The sequence below is a fragment of the uncultured Sphingomonas sp. genome, assembly GCF_964243315.1.
Taxonomy (GTDB): Bacteria; Pseudomonadota; Alphaproteobacteria; order Sphingomonadales; family Sphingomonadaceae; genus Sphingomonas.
The window spans coordinates 122,264-142,207 of record NZ_CAXTEM010000001.1 but is presented as its reverse complement, the minus strand read 5'-3'; the positions used below and the strand labels follow the sequence as shown (position 1 = coordinate 142,207).

At 61.6% G+C, this 19,944-nt stretch carries 15 protein-coding genes; 8 read left to right on the top strand and 7 right to left on the bottom strand.

Annotation, left to right across the window (positions count from 1 at the left end; translation table 11 throughout):
• Positions 1–345: 345 nt before the first annotated feature.
• Positions 346–1,662 (top strand): GGDEF domain-containing protein, encoded by a 1,317-nt coding sequence (locus ACFE77_RS00505; protein ID WP_375419653.1) that lies wholly within the window; start codon positions 346–348, stop codon positions 1,660–1,662.
• Positions 1,663–1,769: 107 nt separating this feature from the next.
• Here the strand turns inward: ACFE77_RS00505 and ACFE77_RS00500 are convergent, their stop codons facing one another.
• Complete coding sequence (locus tag ACFE77_RS00500) at positions 1,770–2,762, bottom strand: SDR family oxidoreductase (protein WP_375419652.1); 993 nt, start codon at positions 2,760–2,762, stop codon at positions 1,770–1,772.
• Positions 2,763–2,914: 152 nt separating this feature from the next.
• Entirely contained in the window at positions 2,915–3,679 is a 765-nt protein-coding gene (locus tag ACFE77_RS00495; protein ID WP_375419691.1) for an EAL domain-containing protein, read from the bottom strand.
• A 619-nt stretch (positions 3,680–4,298) separates the two neighbouring features.
• On the opposite strand from ACFE77_RS00495, the gene ACFE77_RS00490 reads away from it, so the two are divergent.
• Positions 4,299–5,279 (top strand): hypothetical protein, encoded by a 981-nt coding sequence (locus ACFE77_RS00490; RefSeq protein WP_375419651.1) that lies wholly within the window; start codon positions 4,299–4,301, stop codon positions 5,277–5,279.
• A 1,767-nt stretch (positions 5,280–7,046) separates the two neighbouring features.
• Here the strand turns inward: ACFE77_RS00490 and ACFE77_RS00485 are convergent.
• Positions 7,047–7,511: a J domain-containing protein gene (locus tag ACFE77_RS00485; RefSeq protein WP_375419650.1), complete on the bottom strand. Its 465-nt coding sequence runs from the start codon at positions 7,509–7,511 to the stop codon at positions 7,047–7,049.
• A 656-nt stretch (positions 7,512–8,167) separates the two neighbouring features.
• Positions 8,168–9,523 (bottom strand): serine hydrolase domain-containing protein, encoded by a 1,356-nt coding sequence (locus tag ACFE77_RS00480; RefSeq protein ID WP_375419649.1) that lies wholly within the window; start codon positions 9,521–9,523, stop codon positions 8,168–8,170.
• A gap of 150 nt (positions 9,524–9,673) precedes the next feature.
• Between ACFE77_RS00480 and ACFE77_RS00475 the strand changes: the two genes are divergently transcribed.
• The 5 genes from ACFE77_RS00475 (at position 9,674) to ACFE77_RS00455 (ending at position 16,767) form a co-directional block, all read left to right on the top strand.
• Positions 9,674–10,318, top strand: coding sequence for a glutathione S-transferase (locus tag ACFE77_RS00475; protein ID WP_375419648.1), 645 nt, complete (start codon positions 9,674–9,676; stop codon positions 10,316–10,318).
• 413 nt (positions 10,319–10,731) lie between these two features.
• Positions 10,732–13,521, top strand: coding sequence for a TonB-dependent receptor plug domain-containing protein (locus ACFE77_RS00470; protein WP_375419647.1), 2,790 nt, complete (start codon positions 10,732–10,734; stop codon positions 13,519–13,521).
• A 328-nt stretch (positions 13,522–13,849) separates the two neighbouring features.
• Positions 13,850–14,290, top strand: coding sequence for a DUF3617 domain-containing protein (locus ACFE77_RS00465; RefSeq protein WP_375419646.1), 441 nt, complete (start codon positions 13,850–13,852; stop codon positions 14,288–14,290).
• A 36-nt stretch (positions 14,291–14,326) separates the two neighbouring features.
• Complete coding sequence (locus ACFE77_RS00460) at positions 14,327–15,193, top strand: ABC transporter ATP-binding protein (protein WP_375419645.1); 867 nt, start codon at positions 14,327–14,329, stop codon at positions 15,191–15,193.
• Positions 15,190–16,767 (top strand): ABC transporter permease, encoded by a 1,578-nt coding sequence (locus ACFE77_RS00455; protein WP_375419644.1) that lies wholly within the window; start codon positions 15,190–15,192, stop codon positions 16,765–16,767. The genes ACFE77_RS00460 and ACFE77_RS00455 overlap by 4 nt, the downstream gene beginning before the upstream one ends.
• A gap of 20 nt (positions 16,768–16,787) precedes the next feature.
• On the opposite strand, the gene ACFE77_RS00450 is transcribed toward ACFE77_RS00455, so the two are convergent.
• Both ACFE77_RS00450 and ACFE77_RS00445 read right to left on the bottom strand, forming a co-directional pair.
• Positions 16,788–17,006 (bottom strand): hypothetical protein, encoded by a 219-nt coding sequence (locus tag ACFE77_RS00450; RefSeq protein ID WP_375419643.1) that lies wholly within the window; start codon positions 17,004–17,006, stop codon positions 16,788–16,790.
• A 98-nt stretch (positions 17,007–17,104) separates the two neighbouring features.
• The gene (locus ACFE77_RS00445) at positions 17,105–17,311 is read right to left on the bottom strand and encodes a cold-shock protein (RefSeq protein WP_375419642.1); all 207 of its coding nucleotides are present in this window, start codon (positions 17,309–17,311) and stop codon (positions 17,105–17,107) included.
• A 321-nt stretch (positions 17,312–17,632) separates the two neighbouring features.
• Here ACFE77_RS00445 and ACFE77_RS00440 point away from each other — a divergent pair, with 321 nt between their 5' ends.
• Positions 17,633–18,673 (top strand): alpha/beta fold hydrolase, encoded by a 1,041-nt coding sequence (locus tag ACFE77_RS00440; protein WP_375419641.1) that lies wholly within the window; start codon positions 17,633–17,635, stop codon positions 18,671–18,673.
• Between the two features lie 140 nt (positions 18,674–18,813).
• On the opposite strand, the gene ACFE77_RS00435 is transcribed toward ACFE77_RS00440, so the two are convergent.
• Positions 18,814–19,674: a LysR substrate-binding domain-containing protein gene (locus tag ACFE77_RS00435; protein WP_375419640.1), complete on the bottom strand. Its 861-nt coding sequence runs from the start codon at positions 19,672–19,674 to the stop codon at positions 18,814–18,816.
• Positions 19,675–19,944: the final 270 nt, after the last annotated feature.

Genomic DNA, 19,944 nt, shown 5'->3' with positions numbered 1-19,944 from the left:
ACGCGTGGATTGGGCGTGGCCTTCCGGCGATCCTGCGTAAACTCACTCCCCCTTGATGCTGCTCGTCTGCATGAACTTGAGTCTAGGCCGGGGAGCGCCATTGCGGCCTGGGCTGAACGCTGAGTAGCTGCAGCAGGACCTCGCTGACGTGACGCCGCATTGGCGAAACTCTCGGCGCACTTGTCACGAAGGGCGGCGGACCCGCCTAGCGATCCGTCCGGGCACGTCGCTTCGATTTCACCTGATCCGAGGCTTTAACGCGACCTTAGCGCCTGCAGGGCATGTCCTCCATGCCAGGAGGTTTGCTGAAATGCCGTTGATAGGCTCTATGCGGGTGGAGACGGAATGCTTCGCATGATCCCTCGCCGCCGGAAGCTGATGTCATCGTTCAGGATCGAGGCAGCCTTTCTGGTGCTGCTCCTCCTAACCGTGCTCGCCATCGCATTTCGGGCGCCGCTGCTGAACCGGTCGCTCGTCTTCAATGCAAGGAGCGGCAATTATAAGACGCTGCTGTACGGCGACGCGAACATGGGCGGCACATCAACTGCCTGGCGTGAGCGATCAAGGCCGCTGGCATGGTCGTGCGAGCTACGCGCAGCGTATGACTATACCTACTGCGGATTTGAATTGCTGATGGACGGCACCCGGCGGCAGAAGGGTATCGATTTACGGCGATACGACACCATCAAGCTCGCCCTTTCCTATGAAGGGCCCGCCAGATCGCTTCGCCTGCATCTCAAGAACTACGATCCGCGCTACAGCCATCCCAGCATCGGTGACGGTGACAAGTTCAACCGGATCGACTTCCTGCCCAAGGGCAAGAGTGGCGAAATTACGTTACCCTTGAGCGATGCGACTGTGCCGGAATGGTGGCTCGTGCAGAACAAGGTGCCGCCCGAACTCTCTCAGCCTGACGTGAATAATGTCATTGCAATCGACATTCAGACGGGCGGCGGTCAGCCGTTGGGCCGGCATCACTTCCAGATACGTTCGATACGTTTGGACGGCGTGCTGCTGAGCACCGAGCAGTTCTATCTCTGCATTCTGGCTACGTGGGTGACCGCTATAGGGCTGTTCTTCATTCACCGCATCTCCTGCCTGAAGCGGGATGTCGAGGCTCGTCGCCTGCTGCAAGCCGCGCTCCAGTGCCAAGCCGAAGAAGCTGAGCGGGCGGCGAAGATCGACCCGCTCACGCGGCTACTCAATCGCTCGGGCATCGCAGAGAAGCATCGGGAGCTAATTGACAGGAACGCGGGTCCGCTCACCGCGATGCTGATCGACATCGACCACTTCAAAAGTATCAACGACACGCTGGGCCACAGCTGCGGAGACGAGGTGCTCGCGTCCTTTGCAGGCATCCTCAAGCGCAATGCGCGGGACGGTGATGTGGTGGGCCGCTGGGGCGGTGAGGAGTTCCTGATCCTGTGCGCAGGGCTCGATGAGGAGCAGGCGCTCGCCTATGCGAACGGCCTATGCCGCCGCATCAGATATTTTCACTTCGGCGAGTGCGAGACGGTGACAGCCAGCTTCGGTCTACGCACCAGCGGACAGGCATCGTTGTCCGACGTCGTCAGTGACGCTGACTTCGCTCTATATGCAGCCAAGGAACGGGGGCGCAACCGAGTGGAGTTGTTTAGCAACGAGCTGCGCAGAGCCGCCTGACTGCGCCTGCAAAGGAGCGGGAGTAAGAAGAAGACCGCGTTGACAACGAGTGGCAGGTTCTGGGCGGTTGGAAACCGGCGTCGCGCGGCCGCTTCTGAATCTCATCATCACCTCCGGAGACCCTGTAAAAGCATGCGACTGATCGCACCTGCGCCAGCTGCGTGGCGCAGCGGGCCAGTGCGCAATGCCGTATAGATGCTCGGGTGCGAGGAGCGGCCGTGAGTGCTGCCGGCGACGCCTGCGGGAGGACTGGCCGCATCGAGGTTGTCGACACGGCTCTGACGAGGCACCGGCGCTCTAAAGAGCCGCGGCCCGAAGACCGCGGCTGCCGCATCAGCGACATTTGGAAAGACTTGGCCGAGTAGGCTGCCGACCATGCCCGTGCCGCCCACGTAGAGGTCGCGCTCCGGGTTGACGGCGGCGAGCAGGACAGTTTCGGCCACGTCGTTCGGCCGGTAGAAGGGTGGGGGCATCGTCGCCTGACGGTTCATTCGGTTGCGCTGGTGCTCAAGGATCGGCGTCGCGATCGGGGCAGGCTTGATCAGCGTCACCGCGACAGGTGCACGATCCATCATGAGCTCGATCCGCAGCGCATCGGTGTAACCCTTGATCGCCTGCTTCGAAGCTGAATACAGCCCCATAAAGGGGGCTGCGACGTCCGACGTGACACTGCCCATGTTGATGAGCACGCCGCCGTGGCGCTTCAGATGGGGCAGGGCTGCTTTGCAGCCGTGAACCGTACCCCAGAAATTAACATCGAAAACGCGACGGGCATCTTCTTCTGACAATTCTTCCAGCTTGCCAGCGACCGCCACGCCAGCGTTGTTCACCCAAGTGTCGATCGTGCCGTATGTCTCGATCGCATGGGCTGCCAGCCGAACGACGGCGGCGGGATCGGTGACGTCGGTCGCACATGCAGAGGCGCGGCCTCCATGAGCCACGATCTCTGTTACCAGCGTTTGTAGTCCCTCAGACCCTCGCGCCGCGACCATCACCGCCGCACCTCTTTTCGCGGCCAGAAGCGCGGTTGCCCGGCCGATGCCGCTCGAAGCGCCGGTTACGACGAGCACCTGGTCAGCAAGCGACTTCAATCTGATCACGCTCATCTCCTTGAAGGCAGCGGTTGCGGCTTCTCGCCGGCAGCAACTCCGTTGCGACAACGCACCTTCGTTGGATCAGTCGCAAAACCGCAAACCGCACTCCTGCGGCCGCTGTGCGCCAGGTCCAAGATCATCGGCGAGCCAGTAGATTGTTACGCTGCGCGCAAGAGGCACGCCGGGTTCAGTTGCGGAAGCCGTTTAAGTGCCGGTCGAGCGTACCAGAAGCCTTGGTGATAACGGACACCAAGTCGGCGCAGCGTTGCTGCCTCGTCAGCAGTCTCGATCCCTTCGGCGATCAGCAGCGTCTCGAGATCGGCGCACATCTGGACGACCGCTCTCACGATTGCCTGCCGGCGCCGATCGGTATCGATCCCTCGGACAAGCTCCATGTCGAGCTTGATCTCGTCTGGTCTGAATCGCGCGAACATATCCAGCCCGGAGTAACCCGCTCCGAAATCGTCGATCGCCGTCGAGAAACCGATCTGCTGATAGGTCTCGATGATCGATGCGACGTGCTCTGGTGACCCCATCTGCTCGTTTTCAGTGAACTCGAAGATAAGCCTGTCAGTGGGCATCCCCACAGCCTTAGCCGTCCGGAGCGTCAACTGAATGCACGCGAGAGGCGAGTAGACTGCATTCGGCAGAAAGTTGATCGACAAGCGAGCGTCATCGGCCATGATCCCTGCCGACATGGCGCTCTCGATTGCCTTCACCCGGCAAGCCTGGTCGAAGGAGTAGCGGTTCGCGTCAGTGACGCGAGACAGGATGCTCGCTGCACCGGCGCCGTCGGTGCCGCGGATCAACGCCTCGTAGGCAAACGGCTTGCCCGTCAGGGTGTCAACGATCGGCTGGAACGCCATCGCGAACGGAATTTCGAAGTCCACGCCGTCGCGGCAGCCGCTGCAAATCTTCCGCATTTCCATAGCGCCATCATTAAGGAGGCCAGCTTAAGAAGCTGTCAAAACAGCAGTTTACCTAGGTTAAAGGCCGCACGCGATCCGATTGCGCATGGCTGTTCCGGACGAGGATTCGGCGCCGGCTATATTCGCAGTCGGCAGCGTCGAAGCTACCTCGCACGCTCCGCAAGCTCCGCAAGCTCCGCGAACTCCAGGCGTCGAGCAGGCGACGACCCGCCTCGCTTTGGCTTAGAACGACCTACGCCCCCGCCTCGACCTACGAGGCAAAGTTGGCAAGGATTTTTGGCAGGGAGGGTCTAGGTGGCCTCAGCCGAATTCCGCTAAAGGCGGCAGTCGGCGTGCGCTTTCCATTCCGCTCTAGAACCGCATTGCAAGGGGCGCATCGCGGAGGTGCGTGCCGAGATTGATGCGCTGGAAGCGCGGGGCCGGTTCCTGCGCGAGCAGATCGCGATCGCGGTCCAAGGATCAAAATGTTCCTCGTATGTTCCACTCGCTGCTACTCACATAGAGCACCTTACCACAGCCGATGAGTGGCAATGGTTTGGCCCCATGCACGTTCGCCTATTTGTCATCGCAGCTGCTATGTGGCCCTTGCATTTACCCTGGAGACGCGAGAAATATGGTGCCGCTTTTCACCCGGATGCGAGGAACGCAATTGCGCCCTCGAATAGTTTTGAAACCTCCAGATATATTTTCATCAACTGAAAAACCGCAGGCCCGTAAGCTTCGATCGGAACAGATCATGCAAGTTCTCCTGCCTCGCCACTCATTTCTATTGGTCGCATGCTTGATCGCAAGCCCGCAATCTGTGGCTCAGAGCCAAAACTCGCAGCAAGCCGAGAAGCAGACGCCCGAGCGAGAAGATGTCGTCGTGATCGGCCGACGCGATCTCGGTGATCTCGACAACCCCAACTCAGCAGTTACTCGCGGGACGTTGGGCAGCGCTAAGACAGGGGCTGGTCCGATCGTAAGCCGGTCCATCTCCGCCTATTCCCGTCGATTTGCGCGTTGCGCGATGAAGCGGTCGCGCGATGGTCTTGAGTTGGTGCGTCAAGTGCTGGACGGTCAAATCAACAGCGCTACGCAGCGATATGCGCAGACTCGGCTGGTTCAGGCCTATGCGGTGTGCTCGCAAGATCCATCGGTGGCTCTGCGAAAGGGACTCGCCAGCAAGTCGGTACTCTACGACACGACCTACTATGATCGCGGAGCACTCTTCATCGAAGCTATAAATAGCTTCGTACCTGAGCTGCTTCTGACGAAACAGCTAACCGCGAACGCAACGGTGCACGCGCGCTTTAATGCGAGAGAAAAACCACTGGCTGAGATGCGCGAACCCGCTGATCGCCGCTATTTTGAGATGGCAGTCTGTCTCGTTCGTCTGAACCCGGAGATTGCAGTCGAACTGGTGAGGACGAACGACAGTATCAGCCGGATCGGCAATTTAGAGGCTGCGCTCGTCAACAGGGGACGAGTCTGCGTCAGCGGAGCCAAGCGCGTTTATTTCGATGCTACCCAGTTCCGCTTCTACATTGCCGATGCAGTTTATCGTTGGGCCGTGGCGGCAAAGGGTGCCAACACCCTAGTCCCGGAGAGCTGAGGGTGAGGTCCAGCTGAGCGTCGTCTCTGATGCCGCGGCGAACCTCTAAACTGCCGGCTCTGGGTGTCCGGTCTCGCCTGTTGGCGGATGATTAAACGTCCGCTTCCGGGCGCAGCGCAAGTCGCGCTGAAGGTCCTCCATTGGGCGTGAGCTGCCGTTCCAAGCTGTGTCGCTGAAATGCTGAGTTTCGGACGTCGCGTATGTTGCCACTTTTACGACAGCGGCATGTCCGAACATGGTCCGAACCGAATTTAGCTCCCGCTACGAGCTAAGGCGGCTAGACTCGGTTCGCCTGGGCCGAGCGGCATCCGCTTGGCGGATAATGCTTTCACATTAACGCCGCTAGCCAGCTGACTACCTCGCCACGCTCCACATCTCCCAATAAGGAAAGGCTACCTGATGCCAGCCGCAGCCAGCGAGCTATCGTTCAGCTAGCGCTCGATCCTGTCAGCATATGACTTTGGCCAAGGAGACGTTTCGTTGGACATCGCGCCAGCAAATGCTGCGGTCCTGGCATCGCTGTCTCTCCGCAGCGGAGTGCCCATCGAACGATTCTTTATCCGGTCAGCTAACTCGACCAGAACGTCGGTCCATGTGCAACTCACGCTTATGTCAGAGAACGGTCCCCATCCAGCCGGGCGACCACCGTTACGCGCCGCTTCGTTCCGATCGACCCGCGACTAGCATGGCAACGGCAAGAGGCGCCGACCGCAATTGCTGGCGTCTCCATAGATGGATGATCTGAACGGACGTTCGTTCAGGCCGCCGACCAAGGGCTAGCCGACCGGTGTTGATGTTGATGCGCGCAGCCCGAGCCGAGGCTCCAGCGCACGCCTAAGCGGACGCGAGCGGAGTTCCAGCCGTTTTGCAGATGAAGGTCGCCAGCTCTTCGCGCAGCGGTAGCCCTTCGATCGATCGAAGCGGTCCATCATACGCTATCGCAGTTTCAGCAAAAGCACGGCGATTACCAACACCGAGAACGTGTAAAAGGCGCTTTGAGCAATCCACCTCTATCCGCGCGTAAGCTACGCGCGAGTTAAGCTCCTGCCTGATAAGAGCGACGTGTGAGTCCCTGAGCAAAGGCTTTCGTGACCGTAAGAGATAGTAGCGCGACCTAGTATCCGAAGGGGTCGGGATTGAATCGCCTCGTAGCTCATCGCTGGTTGAAGGTAACGAGGATGTACGAGTCGCCAAATCTCTCAAGACGACCTTGTTTTCCGTTCCTCCATCTTGACCGTTGCTGCTGTTCGAGCATGCTGTTGCGCAGATACTAATCATAATTGGTAGCAGCAGGCGGATATTTGTCATCATGTTCTCCTTAGGAACACGCGACAAACGAAAGCTTTTGTTCTCCGATCCTCGAGCAGCAATATGTTACATGGCGTACATGTCGGGCTACGGCGGCCGTCGCCTGCAGTTTTGCCAATTACGCGCGCAATGTCGGGCGAAAAACAATTCTGCAACAACTTCTTGGCCAGCGCGCCACGCTGGTAACTGAAGCAGGCGATCAGGGTAAATGGCCGTTTGTCCGCCAGCGGAGCATGGATTGCGGCTCCACCGTTGGGGGAGAAGCAACGCAGCTTCAGCAGATAAGACACTCGTTCTGGCAGGATCGTCGGCTGACGCAAGAGCGCTAGCTTGGCAGCCTCCAAGTGTCCGACGAACGGTAAGAAGGCTTGGTGCGGTTTTTGATAGTTCAGGAGCAGGATGCCGACATCAAAACTTTGTGTACGATGAGGTTCGCTCGAGTTCGGCGGGCATTTGCGCCTAACGGCGAACGGCTGCGCCAGGTCTAACCGGATATACCGACCGGGACTCCTCGTAATGCAGAACCAAGATCGTCGCTAAGGGTGCGGCAGTGAGGAGCAGCAAAAATACGCCCATTAGCCATTGATTGGTTTCGAGCGGTTGCGAGAAGCTATCGCTCGGCCGCATCGACCGGCTAGGCTGCATCGGGCGCCTGCCGCGTGGCGAAGCTTGAGCCGAGCGGTGCGCGTTAGGTCGGCGGGACGACTGCGTTGGCCGCGAGCGGTCGTAGGCGGCGCGTGTTTCCTGCCTTCCTAAGACCGTGTAGGCCTCGTTGATCTCTTTCGCACGGGCTGAAACATCCACGCCATGGTTGACGTCGGGATGATATCGACGAAGAAGCGCCTTCCACGCGGAGTGGATGGCCACGCGATCTGCCGTAGGGGGCACCCCCAAGACGGAATAATAGTCGGGTGAAGGAGCCATGCAGTCTTCGTGTCTCGAAACTGCCGAAAAAGAAAGTCCGTCTGTCGCGCGAATACACCTGCCGACCGATGACATTTGGGCCGTGAAGTTGCTCGTTCGTCGTCCAGTACTTGGCAGTCACCACCGGTAGGGACGTCTATCGGTAGCTACGCCCGTACCTGGGCTGAAGCCGCCGTCGGCGCTTACGCGGCAGGCGCCGTGAGTAGCCCTAGTTTCGCATGGGGGGGCGGAGTTTATCGGCGACTTCATGGTGGGAAGCGGCGCGCCCGAATGAGCGTCTATCGTCGTGTCCGGACTGTCGCTCAGGTGAAGACAAAAGGAGGCAAGCAACCAGGTATCGGCGATCAGCCGACTTGCTGCTGTCGCTCGTGCCCGCGCGCCAGGATCGTTCATGCATTGATTCGATATCCCGGAGTTCGCCGGCACGCTGCAGTCGGTGACCATTCGGTGCAAGATCCGCTGGTCCAGCAGCTGCTGACAAAGCCGACCCGGTCGATGGCTACAAAGTCTGCCAAAAGCCGGTACTCTGCCGTGGCTAATTGACCTGCCGATAGCAAGTGGCGGACTCTCGTGAAAAGACGTGATCGGGGAAACCCAGAGCGCTCTTCCTCTCGCAAAAAAGAAGTCAGCGTGCTGAGTTCAGAGTCACCTGAAGGCTACGGCAACACCGCGGCGATATCCGCTGTAAACTGGGCGATGTCGAACCGTGCGGTGCCCGGATCCTCGCCGCGCCTAACTACCACCAGACGGCGAGACGGGACCACCATCACGTACTGCCCGCGATTCCCCTGGGCACCGAAGCTGCCCTCGGGCAAGCCCTGCTTCGGGCCAAACAGCCACATCGTCGCGCCATAGCCGGGTCCGCTCGTCGGCTGCGGGCCACTGGGTGACTTTAACGTCTCCATCCAGCCTTCCGGCAGAAGACGCTTGCCCGCCCAGACACCGTCCTGCGACCAGAACAATCCTAGCCGGGCCAAGTCACGCCCGGTCGACCAGACCTGACTGGAGAGGATGTAGTTGCCGTGCCAGTCCGTCTCCGCAACGGTGTGTGACATACCGAGCGGGGCGAAGAGGCTGCCCGGCAATGCGCGGTACCGGTCCTCTCCAATCGCTTGCCGCGTGGCATAAACCGCCAGCAGTATGTCGTTGTTTGCGTACCGGAAACGCGTGCCCGGCACAGCCTCGAGGGGCCAAGACACTGCCTGCTCGTCCACCGTGGTGCCGCCGAAGTAGATGGCATCGGTCCGGTTGCCGGGGGTGTCGCTATGTAGGCCGGAGGCCATTCGTAGCAGGTCATCGAGCTTGATGGCTTCTCGCGGGTCACCGGCCTTCCATTGTGCCACGGAAGCACGAGCATTCAAGGAGCCGGCATTGGCAAGGCCGATGAGCGTCCCTGCGATCGACTTGCCGACCGACCAGGTGCGATTGGATACGAACGGCCCGAAGCCGCTGCCGTACCGCTCGGCGAGAACTCGACCGTCCTTGACCACGATCACGGCCACAGTTTTCGTGCCGGCGCCGTACGTGCCCTCGAAAGCCTTGGCGACGCCGCCGGCCAGCGCGCGGGATGGCCGCGGCGCAATGCCGGCGTCACCTTGCGGCCACCGACGAGGATCCGCTCCTGCTATCGGTGAGGTCGCCGCCGACTTGCTGCCTTGCGGTGCCGTGCTGCCGATTGGCAGGGTCACGCAGCCATGTCCGCTGGTCCAAACCGCGCGTCTCGGTTGAAGCTTAGGATCAAACATCACTTCGACAGTTTGGAGCTTGCGGTCGACCTTCGCCGTTAGTGTCGACACGATCCCATCGTATTCGGGATAGATGCCGGTGAGCTCATCGGCGTCGATCTGCTCAGGGGCTCTCCCGGCATTGAAGATGCCAGAACAATAAAGTGCCGCTTTGTAACCGGCTGCTACCGCGCGCTGGTAGGTACCAGCCGAGGGCTGGGCGACGATCTGGGCAGGGGCGGGAGCTGTAACGAGTAGGGTGAGCCCGGCTGCTTTTAGTATCCGCATGGCCGCACCATTCCATCAAGCTCGTCGATCGGCAATCCAATTGTCCGCGCGATAAGCTCGGCTCATCCGACAGGGTGCAAAGACCGCGACGGGCGTGCAGAGCCAGACGCCGGCCTTTCACCCGACCCTCGTGCAAAGCATATCAGCGCGATGGCCAACCACGTCCTCTACAGCTTCCGTCGATGTCCTTATGCGATGCGCGCCCGATTGGCGCTGGCCGTCAGCGGTGTGCGTTACGAGCTTCGAGAAGTGCGGCTCACCAGCAAGCCGGCAGAATTGCTCGCGATTTCGCCAAAAGGGACCGTACCTGTGCTGCAAACGGCAGATGGAGCGGTGATCGAGGAAAGCCTCGCGATCATGCGTTGGGCGCTGGCAACGCGCGACCCTGACGGCTGGCTCGCCCGGGGAGATCCCGCTCTGATCGCGCGGAACGACACCACATTCAAGCACCACCTCGATCGATATAAATACGCCGAGCGTCATGGTTCGGATGCGGTCAGGGAACGCGCAAACGCCCTCTGTTTCCTGCAGGAACTCGACGGGCGGATAGCAACGGCCGGTCAGATTTGCGGCACGACGCCCGGCCTCGCCGACGCCGCGATAATGCCGTTCGTCAGGCAGTTCGCCGGAGTAGATCGTGACTGGTACGACGCCCAGGCTCTGCCGTCCCTGCAGCCTTGGCTTGCAGACCACCTGGCTTCGGATCTGTTTGCCAGCATCATGCACCGGTCTGTCCCTTGGTGCCCCGTTGACAGGTCCATCATCGTGGAGGGCCCGATGCAGCCGAACAGCTAGGAGCTCGGCTAGACAAAAGTCTTGTCATGCTGGCGGAAACGAACATTCGATACGGAAGCCGACCCGGAAGTTCTGTTGAGCGCTTCATAGGTCGTCATCAGACCTCGATTTGTTCCGCAAGCTCCAACGCAACTTCCCGATGGACACTTAGATAACGGACAGCTTTCCCACGTTATGCTCCCAACACCGACCTTCGTTTCGGGGGCGGAGTTCGTAAAAGGCAGCATCGATCAGAGTGACGGGGACGCTGCCGCACCAAGTGGCGCAACGCCGGACGCCCGTTGTGGCAGAGCGGCAACAGCACACGTCAAACAGTGTGGAGGAGGACTGGCGCACTTGCGAGGTTCGAGAGACCCGATCACTAGCGTATCAAAGAGACGGCAGGGGAAGCCGCTCGAAACAGGGGTATTTTCATGAAGCGTGGAAGCTTGCTCGCCGGCATGTCGTTGTCGGCTTTGGTCGTGGCGTTCGCTACACCTGCAATCGCTCAAACGACGCAATCCGCGCCGAGCCAGGAAAGCACCACAGAAACGCCAGCCATCGCGAGCGAGGATCCGGGCGAGCAGATCGTCATTATCGGTAGCCGCGTCGCCAACCGCACTGTCTCCGATAGCCCGGTGCCGATCGACGTCATCACCGACAGCGCCTTGCAAGCATCGGGTACGGGCGAGCTCAACAAGACGCTCAACCAGCTTGTCCCGTCGTTCAACTTCCCGCAGCCGTCGATCGCCGACGGATCCGATGTTACCCGCCCGGCAACGCTGCGCGGCCTCAATCCCGACCAGACACTGGTGTTGCTGAACGGCAAGCGCCGGCACGTCTCTGCGCTCCTCAATATCAACGGCACGGTGGGGCGCGGCGCCGCCGCAGTCGACATGAACATGATCCCGGCACTCGCGATCCAGCGGATCGAGGTGCTGCGCGACGGTGCTTCGTCGCAATATGGTTCCGACGCGATCGCCGGCGTGATCAATGTCCAGCTCAAGACCGCTGATTCCGGCGGGCGGGCGCAGGTCAGCTATGGCAAGTACGTGACGACGCTCGACGGCGTTGCCGATTTTGACGGGCTGGGCCTGACGGGTGGCCAACCCGCCCTCGACAGCGCCGATCCGCGCTACCTGCAAGCGACCGGCTCCGGGGAGCGCAAGGCACGCGACGGCATCTACACGACCTTCGGCGTCAATGTGGGGCTGCCGGTTGGCGACGGTGGATATTTCAACTTCACCGGCGAATATCGCGATCGCAACTTCACCAATCGCCAGGGCTACGACCTGCGCCCCAACTACGTGCGTCCCACCGCAACGACGTTCGATCCGCGCGAGACGAGCTTCAACCGGCTCGATTTCCGCTATGGCGACGCCAAGACCGAAGACTTCAACTTCCTGATCAACACCGCGGTCCCGCTCGGCGCCGCGGAGTTCTACGCGTTCGCCACCTATGGACATCGCGACGGCCTGTCAGCGGCAAACTTCCGTCAGCAATCGGCAGCGACCAACCGTGACTTCTCGACGATAACCCCGGGCACCACGCCGACCAACGCCAACTTCGTCGGGCTCACCCCGGACGGTTATCTGCCCAAGATCCAGTCGAACATCGACGACATGGCCGCGACCAGCGGCATCCGCGCCGAGATCGCCGGTTTCAAGGGCGATTTCTCGCTGGGCTTCGGTCGCAACGAGCTGAGCTATCGCACCGAGGACAGCGTGAACGTCTCGTTCGGGCCGACCAGCCAGCGATCGTTCGATGCGGGGCATCTCGCCTTCTCGCAGATCCTTGCCAACGCCGATCTGTCGCGGCAGTTCGATGCGGGGCTCGCCGGGCCACTGTCGTTCGCGTTTGGCGGCGAATATCGGCACGAGATTTATCAAATCCGTCCGGGCGATCCGCAATCTTACCAGACCGGACCGCTGTTCACTCCTTCACGACCGACCACAGCCGACAATTGTACGGTGCTCGGCGGTGCCTACAACGCAATGACCGGCATCTGCTCGTTCCCCGGTCGTGCCGCAGCGGCAGGCGCGCAGGGCTTTGGCGGTCTGCCCGCCTCGGCGCGAACCAACGTCAACCGCGACAGCTTTGCGGGTTACGTCGAGTTCGACGCGGACCTCTTCACCGGCCTCACTGCTACGGCCGCGGGACGCTTCGAACATTATAGCGACTTTGGCGACACGCTGAACGGCAAGCTCGCGCTGCGTTATGAGTTCACGCAGGGCTTTGCGCTGCGCGGGTCGGTGTCGAACGGCTTCCGTGCGCCTTCGCTCCACCAGCAGTATTTCACCACTACCTCGACCAACTTTCTGGCGGGTGTGCCGGTCGACGTGTCGACGGTCCCGGTCAGCAGCCCGGTTGCGCGGGCGCTAGGTTCACAGCCGCTCGATCCGGAGAAGTCGCTGAACCTGTCGGGCGGTGCGACCCTTAACCCATTTCGCGGGTTCAACCTGACGGTCGATTACTTCCACATCAAGATCAAGGATCGCGTCGTGCTATCCGAGAACCTGGGTGCGGCGGGCGTTGGCACGGCGGCGCAGAACGCAGCGGTGCAGGGGGTGTTGGCGGCGAACGGTTTCAGCACCGTCGGTGCGGCGCGGTTCTTCATCAACGGGCTCGATACCACTACTCAAGGCGTGGATGCGGTCGCGACCTATCGGGCCAACCTGGGCGGGTTAGGTGCCTGGAACTTCTCAGCGGCTTACAACTATACGCAGAACAACATCGATCAGCGGCTCAACAATCTCGGTCCGCTAGCGACGATCCCCGGCTTGGCGTTGTTCGGCCGGGTCGAAGGCATCCGCTTCGAACGCGGCCAGCCGAAGAGCAAGGTAGTGCTGGCAAACGATGGCAAGATCGCGGGCGTCGGCCTGTCGGCGCGTACGACCCGCTACGGCTCGGTGATCTCACCGGAGACGACTGCGCCGCTTGGCGCCGATGCAACCAGCCTTACCGCGCTCGGCCCCGACGACCAGAAACTGAGCCCGAAATGGGTGACCGACTTTTCGATCAGCTACGAGCTGAGCGGTGTGCAGCTGACGCTGGGCGTCGACAACGCGTTCGACGTCTATCCCGATCGCCGCCCGTTCGGTCTGCGGCCGGCGAGCGTTGGCGGCAGCTACCCCGCAACCTACCAATTCTTGCCATATACCGGCTTCTCGCCGTTCGGGTTTAACGGCCGTTTCCTTTATGCGCGGGCAGCGATCAACTTCTGACCAAGCGAGGGGAGGGAGGGGGAGCGCCCCTCTTTCTCTCTCTCCTCCCACGCCGCTCCTACTGGCCCAAGCCGTTTTGGCGGCGTCTGACCTTTCGCTAGCTGCCGTTCAACCAGATGAACGAATGGCAGGTCTCAGAAAACGACAGGGCGATCAGCGATGATGAATCTCGCTGCAGGCCGCTGCGGCCTCGTCACCGTAATTGACTGCTTCACCGATCGGAGGGTCACCTTGGTGATGAACCAAGCGCGATGCCACGCGTAGCGATGAAGTAAGGTTTGATTGGCGGACTGCCGGCGAGGAAATCGCGGAAAGTGCGAGGGCGAAAATGATCAGATATCTTGCCGCTGCATTCATGCTGCTGTGTGCGGCGGCCAACGCTGCGGATAGGACAGTAGCGCCCGGGAAGTGGGATGTTCGGTCCACCACTGTGGACATGTCCGTACCAGGCATGCCGACCTTCGTCGCGCGGATGATGCGCGGCAAATCCAAGGTAGAGCACAAACGTCTGACGGCGGGGCAAGGAGTGGAGGCGCTTCTCGCTCCCGATCCAAAGGCGGATTGCCGCATCGATGTTCAGCAAATCGCTGATGGCAAATACCGGCAGACGCTTACCTGCCCGCAGAAGCGAGGCCAGCCGGTTCAGGTCACCCGGGCCGGAAGCTATAACCAGAACGGATTTGCGGGAGAGGCCACGGTGGCCGGGAGCACTGACAAAGGGCCTATGCGCATCACCCTTACGCAGCGTGCTACCCGCGTCGGCGATTGACTAAGTCAGGCATCTGCTACTGCGGAGGACGAACGCGTGCTAGAGATCGGCTCCGTGTCGCACGTCTACGCCGACGGAACACAGGCGCTCGACGGCGTGAGCCTGTCGATCGATAAAGGCCTCTTCGGCCTGTTGGGGCCGAACGGCGCGGGCAAGTCAACGCTGATGCGGGTCGTGGCGACGTTGCAGCTACCGACGACTGGCACCGTTACATTCGCCGGCATCGACGCCCGTGCCGATCCTCGCCGGGTCAGGCGGCGACTAGGCTATCTGCCGCAAGACTTCGGTGTCTATCCAGGCGTGTCTGCAGAGGCGTTGTTCGATCAGGTCGCGGTGCTGAAGGGCCTCGCCAATCGAACAGAGCGCCAAGCCGCTGCCGAGCGCTTGCTGAAGCTGGTGAACCTCTGGGAAGCGCGCGGTCGCGCTGTTTCTTCCTTTTCCGGGGGCATGCGTCAGCGCTGGGGCGTGGCGCAGGCGCTGATCGGCGACCCCGACCTGCTGATCCTCGATGAGCCTACTGCCGGCCTCGACCCCGCAGAGCGCAACCGCTTTCACGAGCTGCTGTTCGACCTAGGCGAGAAGGCAGTCGTGATCGTCTCGACGCATTCCGTGGAAGACGTGGCCGACCTCTGCAGCGGCGTGGCCGTGCTCGCGGGCGGACGTCTCCTTGCTGAAGGGGCACCGGCTGCCCTCGCAAAGGCGCTGGATGGTTCGGTCTGGCAAGGGCCCGCCGCTGCGGCGTTACCCCGTGGAAGGTTGTTATCGCGCCGACTGATCGGCGGGCAGAGGATCGCGCGCGTGCTTGCCGAGGACCAACCGGGCTCGGATTTCGTCTCGGTACCTTCAACGCTCGAGGACGCCTATTTCGCCGCGCTCCCCCGTGCAGCGGCGCTTAGCGAGTGATCGCACGGCTCGCCTGGGCTGAGCTTCGCCAGCAAGTCGGCAGCCGCGTCTTCTGGATCGTTTTCGCGGTGTCGGTGCTGATGGTCTCCGGAGCCATGTTGATCGATGAGCTGCGCATCGGCCTTGTCGAACAGGGAACTCGCACGGGCGCCGAGGCCGTCATCCGCACCCACCTCGTCTGGACCTTGTTCTTCCTCTTCACTGCCGCGGCACTGGTAGGCGAAGCGGTGCTGCGCGACGAGGTTACTGGCTTTGCTGATCTCGTCCGGACCACGCCAGTCGACCGGGGGAGCTACGCGCTAGGCCGGTTCGTGGGCGCTTTCGGAGCAGTGGTTCTCTGCTTCCTTTCCGTACCTGTAGCACTGGCGGTGTCTGGCCTCGCGCTTGGTTACGGCACTGGATCGCTTGCCGCTTACCTGTTCGCCTTTTTCGCGCTCGCGCTGCCGAACCTGTTCCTCGCGGCCGCCCTGTTCTTCGTTCTGGCACGTCTCACACAGTCGATGACGGGCTGCTTGCTCGGCGCGACTGCGCTTCTGACGCTCTACGGCCTGAGTCCAGGCGGCGGCAGCGTATCGCTGATCTTGGCGGAGCCGTTCGCCTTTTCCGCGATTGCCGACGCGACGGCGAGATGGAACACGGTGCGGCGCGAGGTGCAGGCACCGGCGTTCGAGGGGGCTCTGCTGGCCAATCGCGTGCTGTGGCTGGCCGTTGCATCCGCTTGCCTGATTGCCGGCATCCGCCTGGCTCGGCGCGCACCGCGTACCGCTGACCCGCGGCGCAAACGCATCGTGGACATGGGCTCGGCCGCGTCAGCCTCGCTGAGCCCGGCAAGGTTTGCGAGGGCGTCGGCAACAAGCCTCGCAGCAGCTCAACTCTCTGTGCGGACCGGCTTCGAAGCTCGCCGTGTGATCACGACGCCGGCATTTGCCGCGCTGATGGTGATGGGACTGGCATCGGCTACGGCGGCAGCGTCACGGGTGACAGGCTCCCCTGCAACGATAGCTGCGCTCGCTACCTCGTTTCAGCTCGTGCCGCTGGTCATGGCGTTGTTCTTCGCTGGAGAGCTGTTCTGGGCCGAGCAGGAGCACAACGTGGCATCCCTTATTGCCGCTACACCTGCGCGCGGCGTGATAATGGTGCTGCCGAAGTTTCTGGCGATGGCACTCATCTTTTTGTTGCTGGCCCTGATGACCGCAGGTGCCGGCGTGGCTGTGCAGCTCCTCCACGATCAGCGACCGGACCTAGTTGCCTTTCTCACCTGGTATGTCCTGCCGAAAACATTCGAGTGGCTGCTGGTCGCGGCGCTGGCGCTGTTCCTCCAGTCGCTTGCGCCGTCTAAGCTCGCCGGCTGGGGCTACATGGTCTTCTACCTCATCGGCTCGCTCGCGCTCAGCAACCTCGGCTTGGATGATCCGCTTTACCGGTATGGAAGCTATCCCGGTGCGCCACTTCCGCCAGCACTCAGCGGCGCGCACGGAGTAAGCTGGTATCGGTTCGGCTGGGGAACACTTGCGGCAGGGATGGTTGCCTGGGTGTGCCGACGCGGACTGCCCGGCGATCCCGCGGCGCGCTGAACCGAGATCGACATCCAACGCTAGTAACGGGTCATTCGGGTTGGCGTGCGCGTCACAGCCCCAGTAATCACCTTCGAGCCGTAGATCTTCGCCAACATGGCTACATCGTCGGCGTTGTTCATCACCACGCGGGTTCCGCCAGACTGAAGCGCCTCGATGGCGCTGATCGTCGCGTTGCCTTTCGCGCAAGTCGCGGTGACGTGACTAGGCGTTGCATTGATGTTGATAGCTCTCGACATGGCATTCTCCCGCGGCGGCAGCTGATAGGTTCTGCGCTCGCTTGGTGGCGGAGCCGCAAGAGCCGGCGGACGCTGATCGGCGTCCGCCGGCACGCTAGTTACGCCGCCTGAAGATTGACGGCCGAGGTTTTCCCGCGGTTGTCGGTCTCGAGCTCGTACGTGACGCGCTGATCCTTATCCAAGGTGTGCATTCCTGCACGTTCGACAGCCGAGATGTGGACGAACGCATCGCCGCCGCCGGTCTCCGGCGCGATGAAGCCATAACCCTTGTCGATATTGAAGAATTTTACGGTTCCGGTGATCATAAAGGGCATCCTTGTCCCAGGTGTGACGGGCATGCGTCGTCACGGTGCATCCCGGCTTCGGTGAGGCTAGAAAGGGACAAAGGGGGCAACAAGAGTGGCCCGAATATCCGTCGCATGCGACGTCAGCCATGCCGCTATAGGCTATTGCCGATCTTTTTGTAAGCTGGAACGGTGAGCTGGGCGGAAGCCAACGTCGGACGGTCCCTGCCGTTTAACAATCAAAGGCAAGTGCGGGCCGAGATGCTTACATGTTCCTCCGACGGATTGTTGCTCGTTGCCTCGTTCGTCGCAACTTGTGCGCCGCACACTGGTTCATCAGCCATGACGAAGATCTCGCACCAATCAGCTCGACACTCATCACCTTCTCCCCAGAAGCTGGAACTTACGGAGCACAACGGCGTGCCGCTTCCCAAGCGCTGGCTGCTCGCCGGAGCCGCTGTTGCTGGGATCGTCGGCACTGCGATCATCAACCAGCTCGGGGCGCGCCGCGCAGAGGCGGCAACGCCGCCGCTGGGTAAGTTCGTCGAAGTCGATGGTGTACGGCTGCACTATGTCGATGAGGGGCAGGGGCCTGCTGTCGTGTTGCTGCACGGCAACGCCGTGATGCTTCAAGATTTCGTGGCGAGCGGCGTCCTGACCCTGGCAGCGGAGCAGCACCGGGTGATTGCCTTCGATCGGCCAGGCTTTGGCTATAGCGAACGCCCCCGCTCCACCATTTGGACGCCCGAGGCGCAAGCCGACTTGCTGGCAAATGCGTTGAGGCAAATCGGCGTGAAGCAGGCGGTTTTGGTTGGTCATAGCTGGGGCACACTGGTGGCACTGGCAATGGCGCTGAACCATCCAGACCTCGTCTCCGGGCTGGTTCTCCTGTCGGGCTATTATTACGGCACCGCACGGCCCGACGTGTTTCCTGCATCGATCCCTGCGATTCCGATCCTGGGCGACCTGCTCGCCTACACGGTCGTGCCGCTCACTGGTCTGATGAGCGGGCCGGTGGGCATCAAAGCCAGCTTTGCCCCGGCTCCTGTTCCCGACGCGATTGCAGCACTGCCCAAGGCGATGGCCTTGCGGCCTTCACAGGTGCGGGCGACCGCCGCCGACACTGCCCTCATGGTGCCGAGCGCCGTGGCGCTCAGCAAACGCTATGGCGAAATCGCGATGCCGGTGATCATCATGGCAGGCGCTGGAGATCTGATCGTGCACGTGGACGAGCACGCAGAGCGGCTTGTGCACGATATAGCCGGCGCCAAGCTGCAGGTGGTGCCGGAGCAAGGGCACATGCTCCACTATGCCGTGCCCGAGGCGGTCGTTGCCGCGATCGACGAGGTGCAGGCCCGCACCGGTCGTAGCGTCGGGGCATAGGGCACGTCCGCGAGCCAGGCGTCACGACTATTTTCTTCGCAGACCGTTCTGTGCACCCGCAGCGTTGCTGCAGGGCGCGAGCTGTATCGTCGTTCACGAGCGGGGAAATGGCGCGCTCACTTGGCAAAGGGAAGCGACCGTCACGAGACTTCATGGAATCGGGAAAGTAGCCAGCTGCGAAACTTCACGATCTTGGCGACCCGACGCCGCGCAGCCGAACACACGACCCAGTAAGCGTCACCTTCGCTAGCAGTGGCCGCGAAAGGTCGAACCAAGCGTCCGTCGGCGAGTTCTGCACGCCAAAGCTCCGGCGTAAGCATCGCCAAACCCTGACCGCCCAAGGCCGCCTGCCCGTCGGAGATCTGCGAGTCCGAACGGATGCCAACTGGTGGATCGAAGTTCCCCGCATCGACCCCTGCGGCTTTTAGCCACACCGACCACCAGCCGTCCCGCGGATTGATCCATCGCAGACTCAGGGCCTCGGAAGCAGGCAGCGGAAGAACGCGGCTTTTAAGCATCGACGGGCTGCACATCGGCGTGAACTCGAGTTCGAACAGGCGTTCCGCCGCAAGACCCGGCCAATTGCCGCAGCCAGAGCGGACCGCGACATCGACATCTTGCGACGCGAAATCGACGACACGGTTTTCCGCGTCCACCCCGATCTCCATGAGAGGATGATCCGCCTGAAAGGTGCCAAGATGCCTTGCGAGCCAACCGTTGGCGAAGGTGCTTGTGGTGGAAACGCGCAAGCTGGAGCCGTCCTCTCCCCGCAGTTCGTCGAAGGCCGCGTCGATTTCGTCGAACGCAGTGCCGACTCTAGCCGCCGCGCGTGCCCCTGTGGGCGTCAGAACGACGCGGCGACCGTGACGCAGAAAGACGGGCGCGCCGAGCCGCTCTTCAAGCAGTTTGATCTGATAGCTGACGGCAGCCTGCGTCATCCCCAGTTCGGTCGCCGCTGCCGTGAAGGTGCCGAGCCTGGCCGCGGCCTCAAACGCCTTCACCGCGGACAGGGGAGGAAGCCGACGCACACGCTTTGATTAATCCAGCTTATCAACGTCGTCCATCCTTTGATTGGATGCCGCGCCGCTCACCCTCCACGTGGGTCACATCCGGAACGGAGGCGAAGATGGACGACATGCTTTCAAGGGCCTGGGCTGAGAACCACGATCGCGTGAGTTCCGATGTGGACAGGATGTTCCAATGGATCGGCCGTGCGTGGAGCAGCGTCGTGACGCGGCGCCAAGACCGCCGAGAGCGAAACGCGGACGATA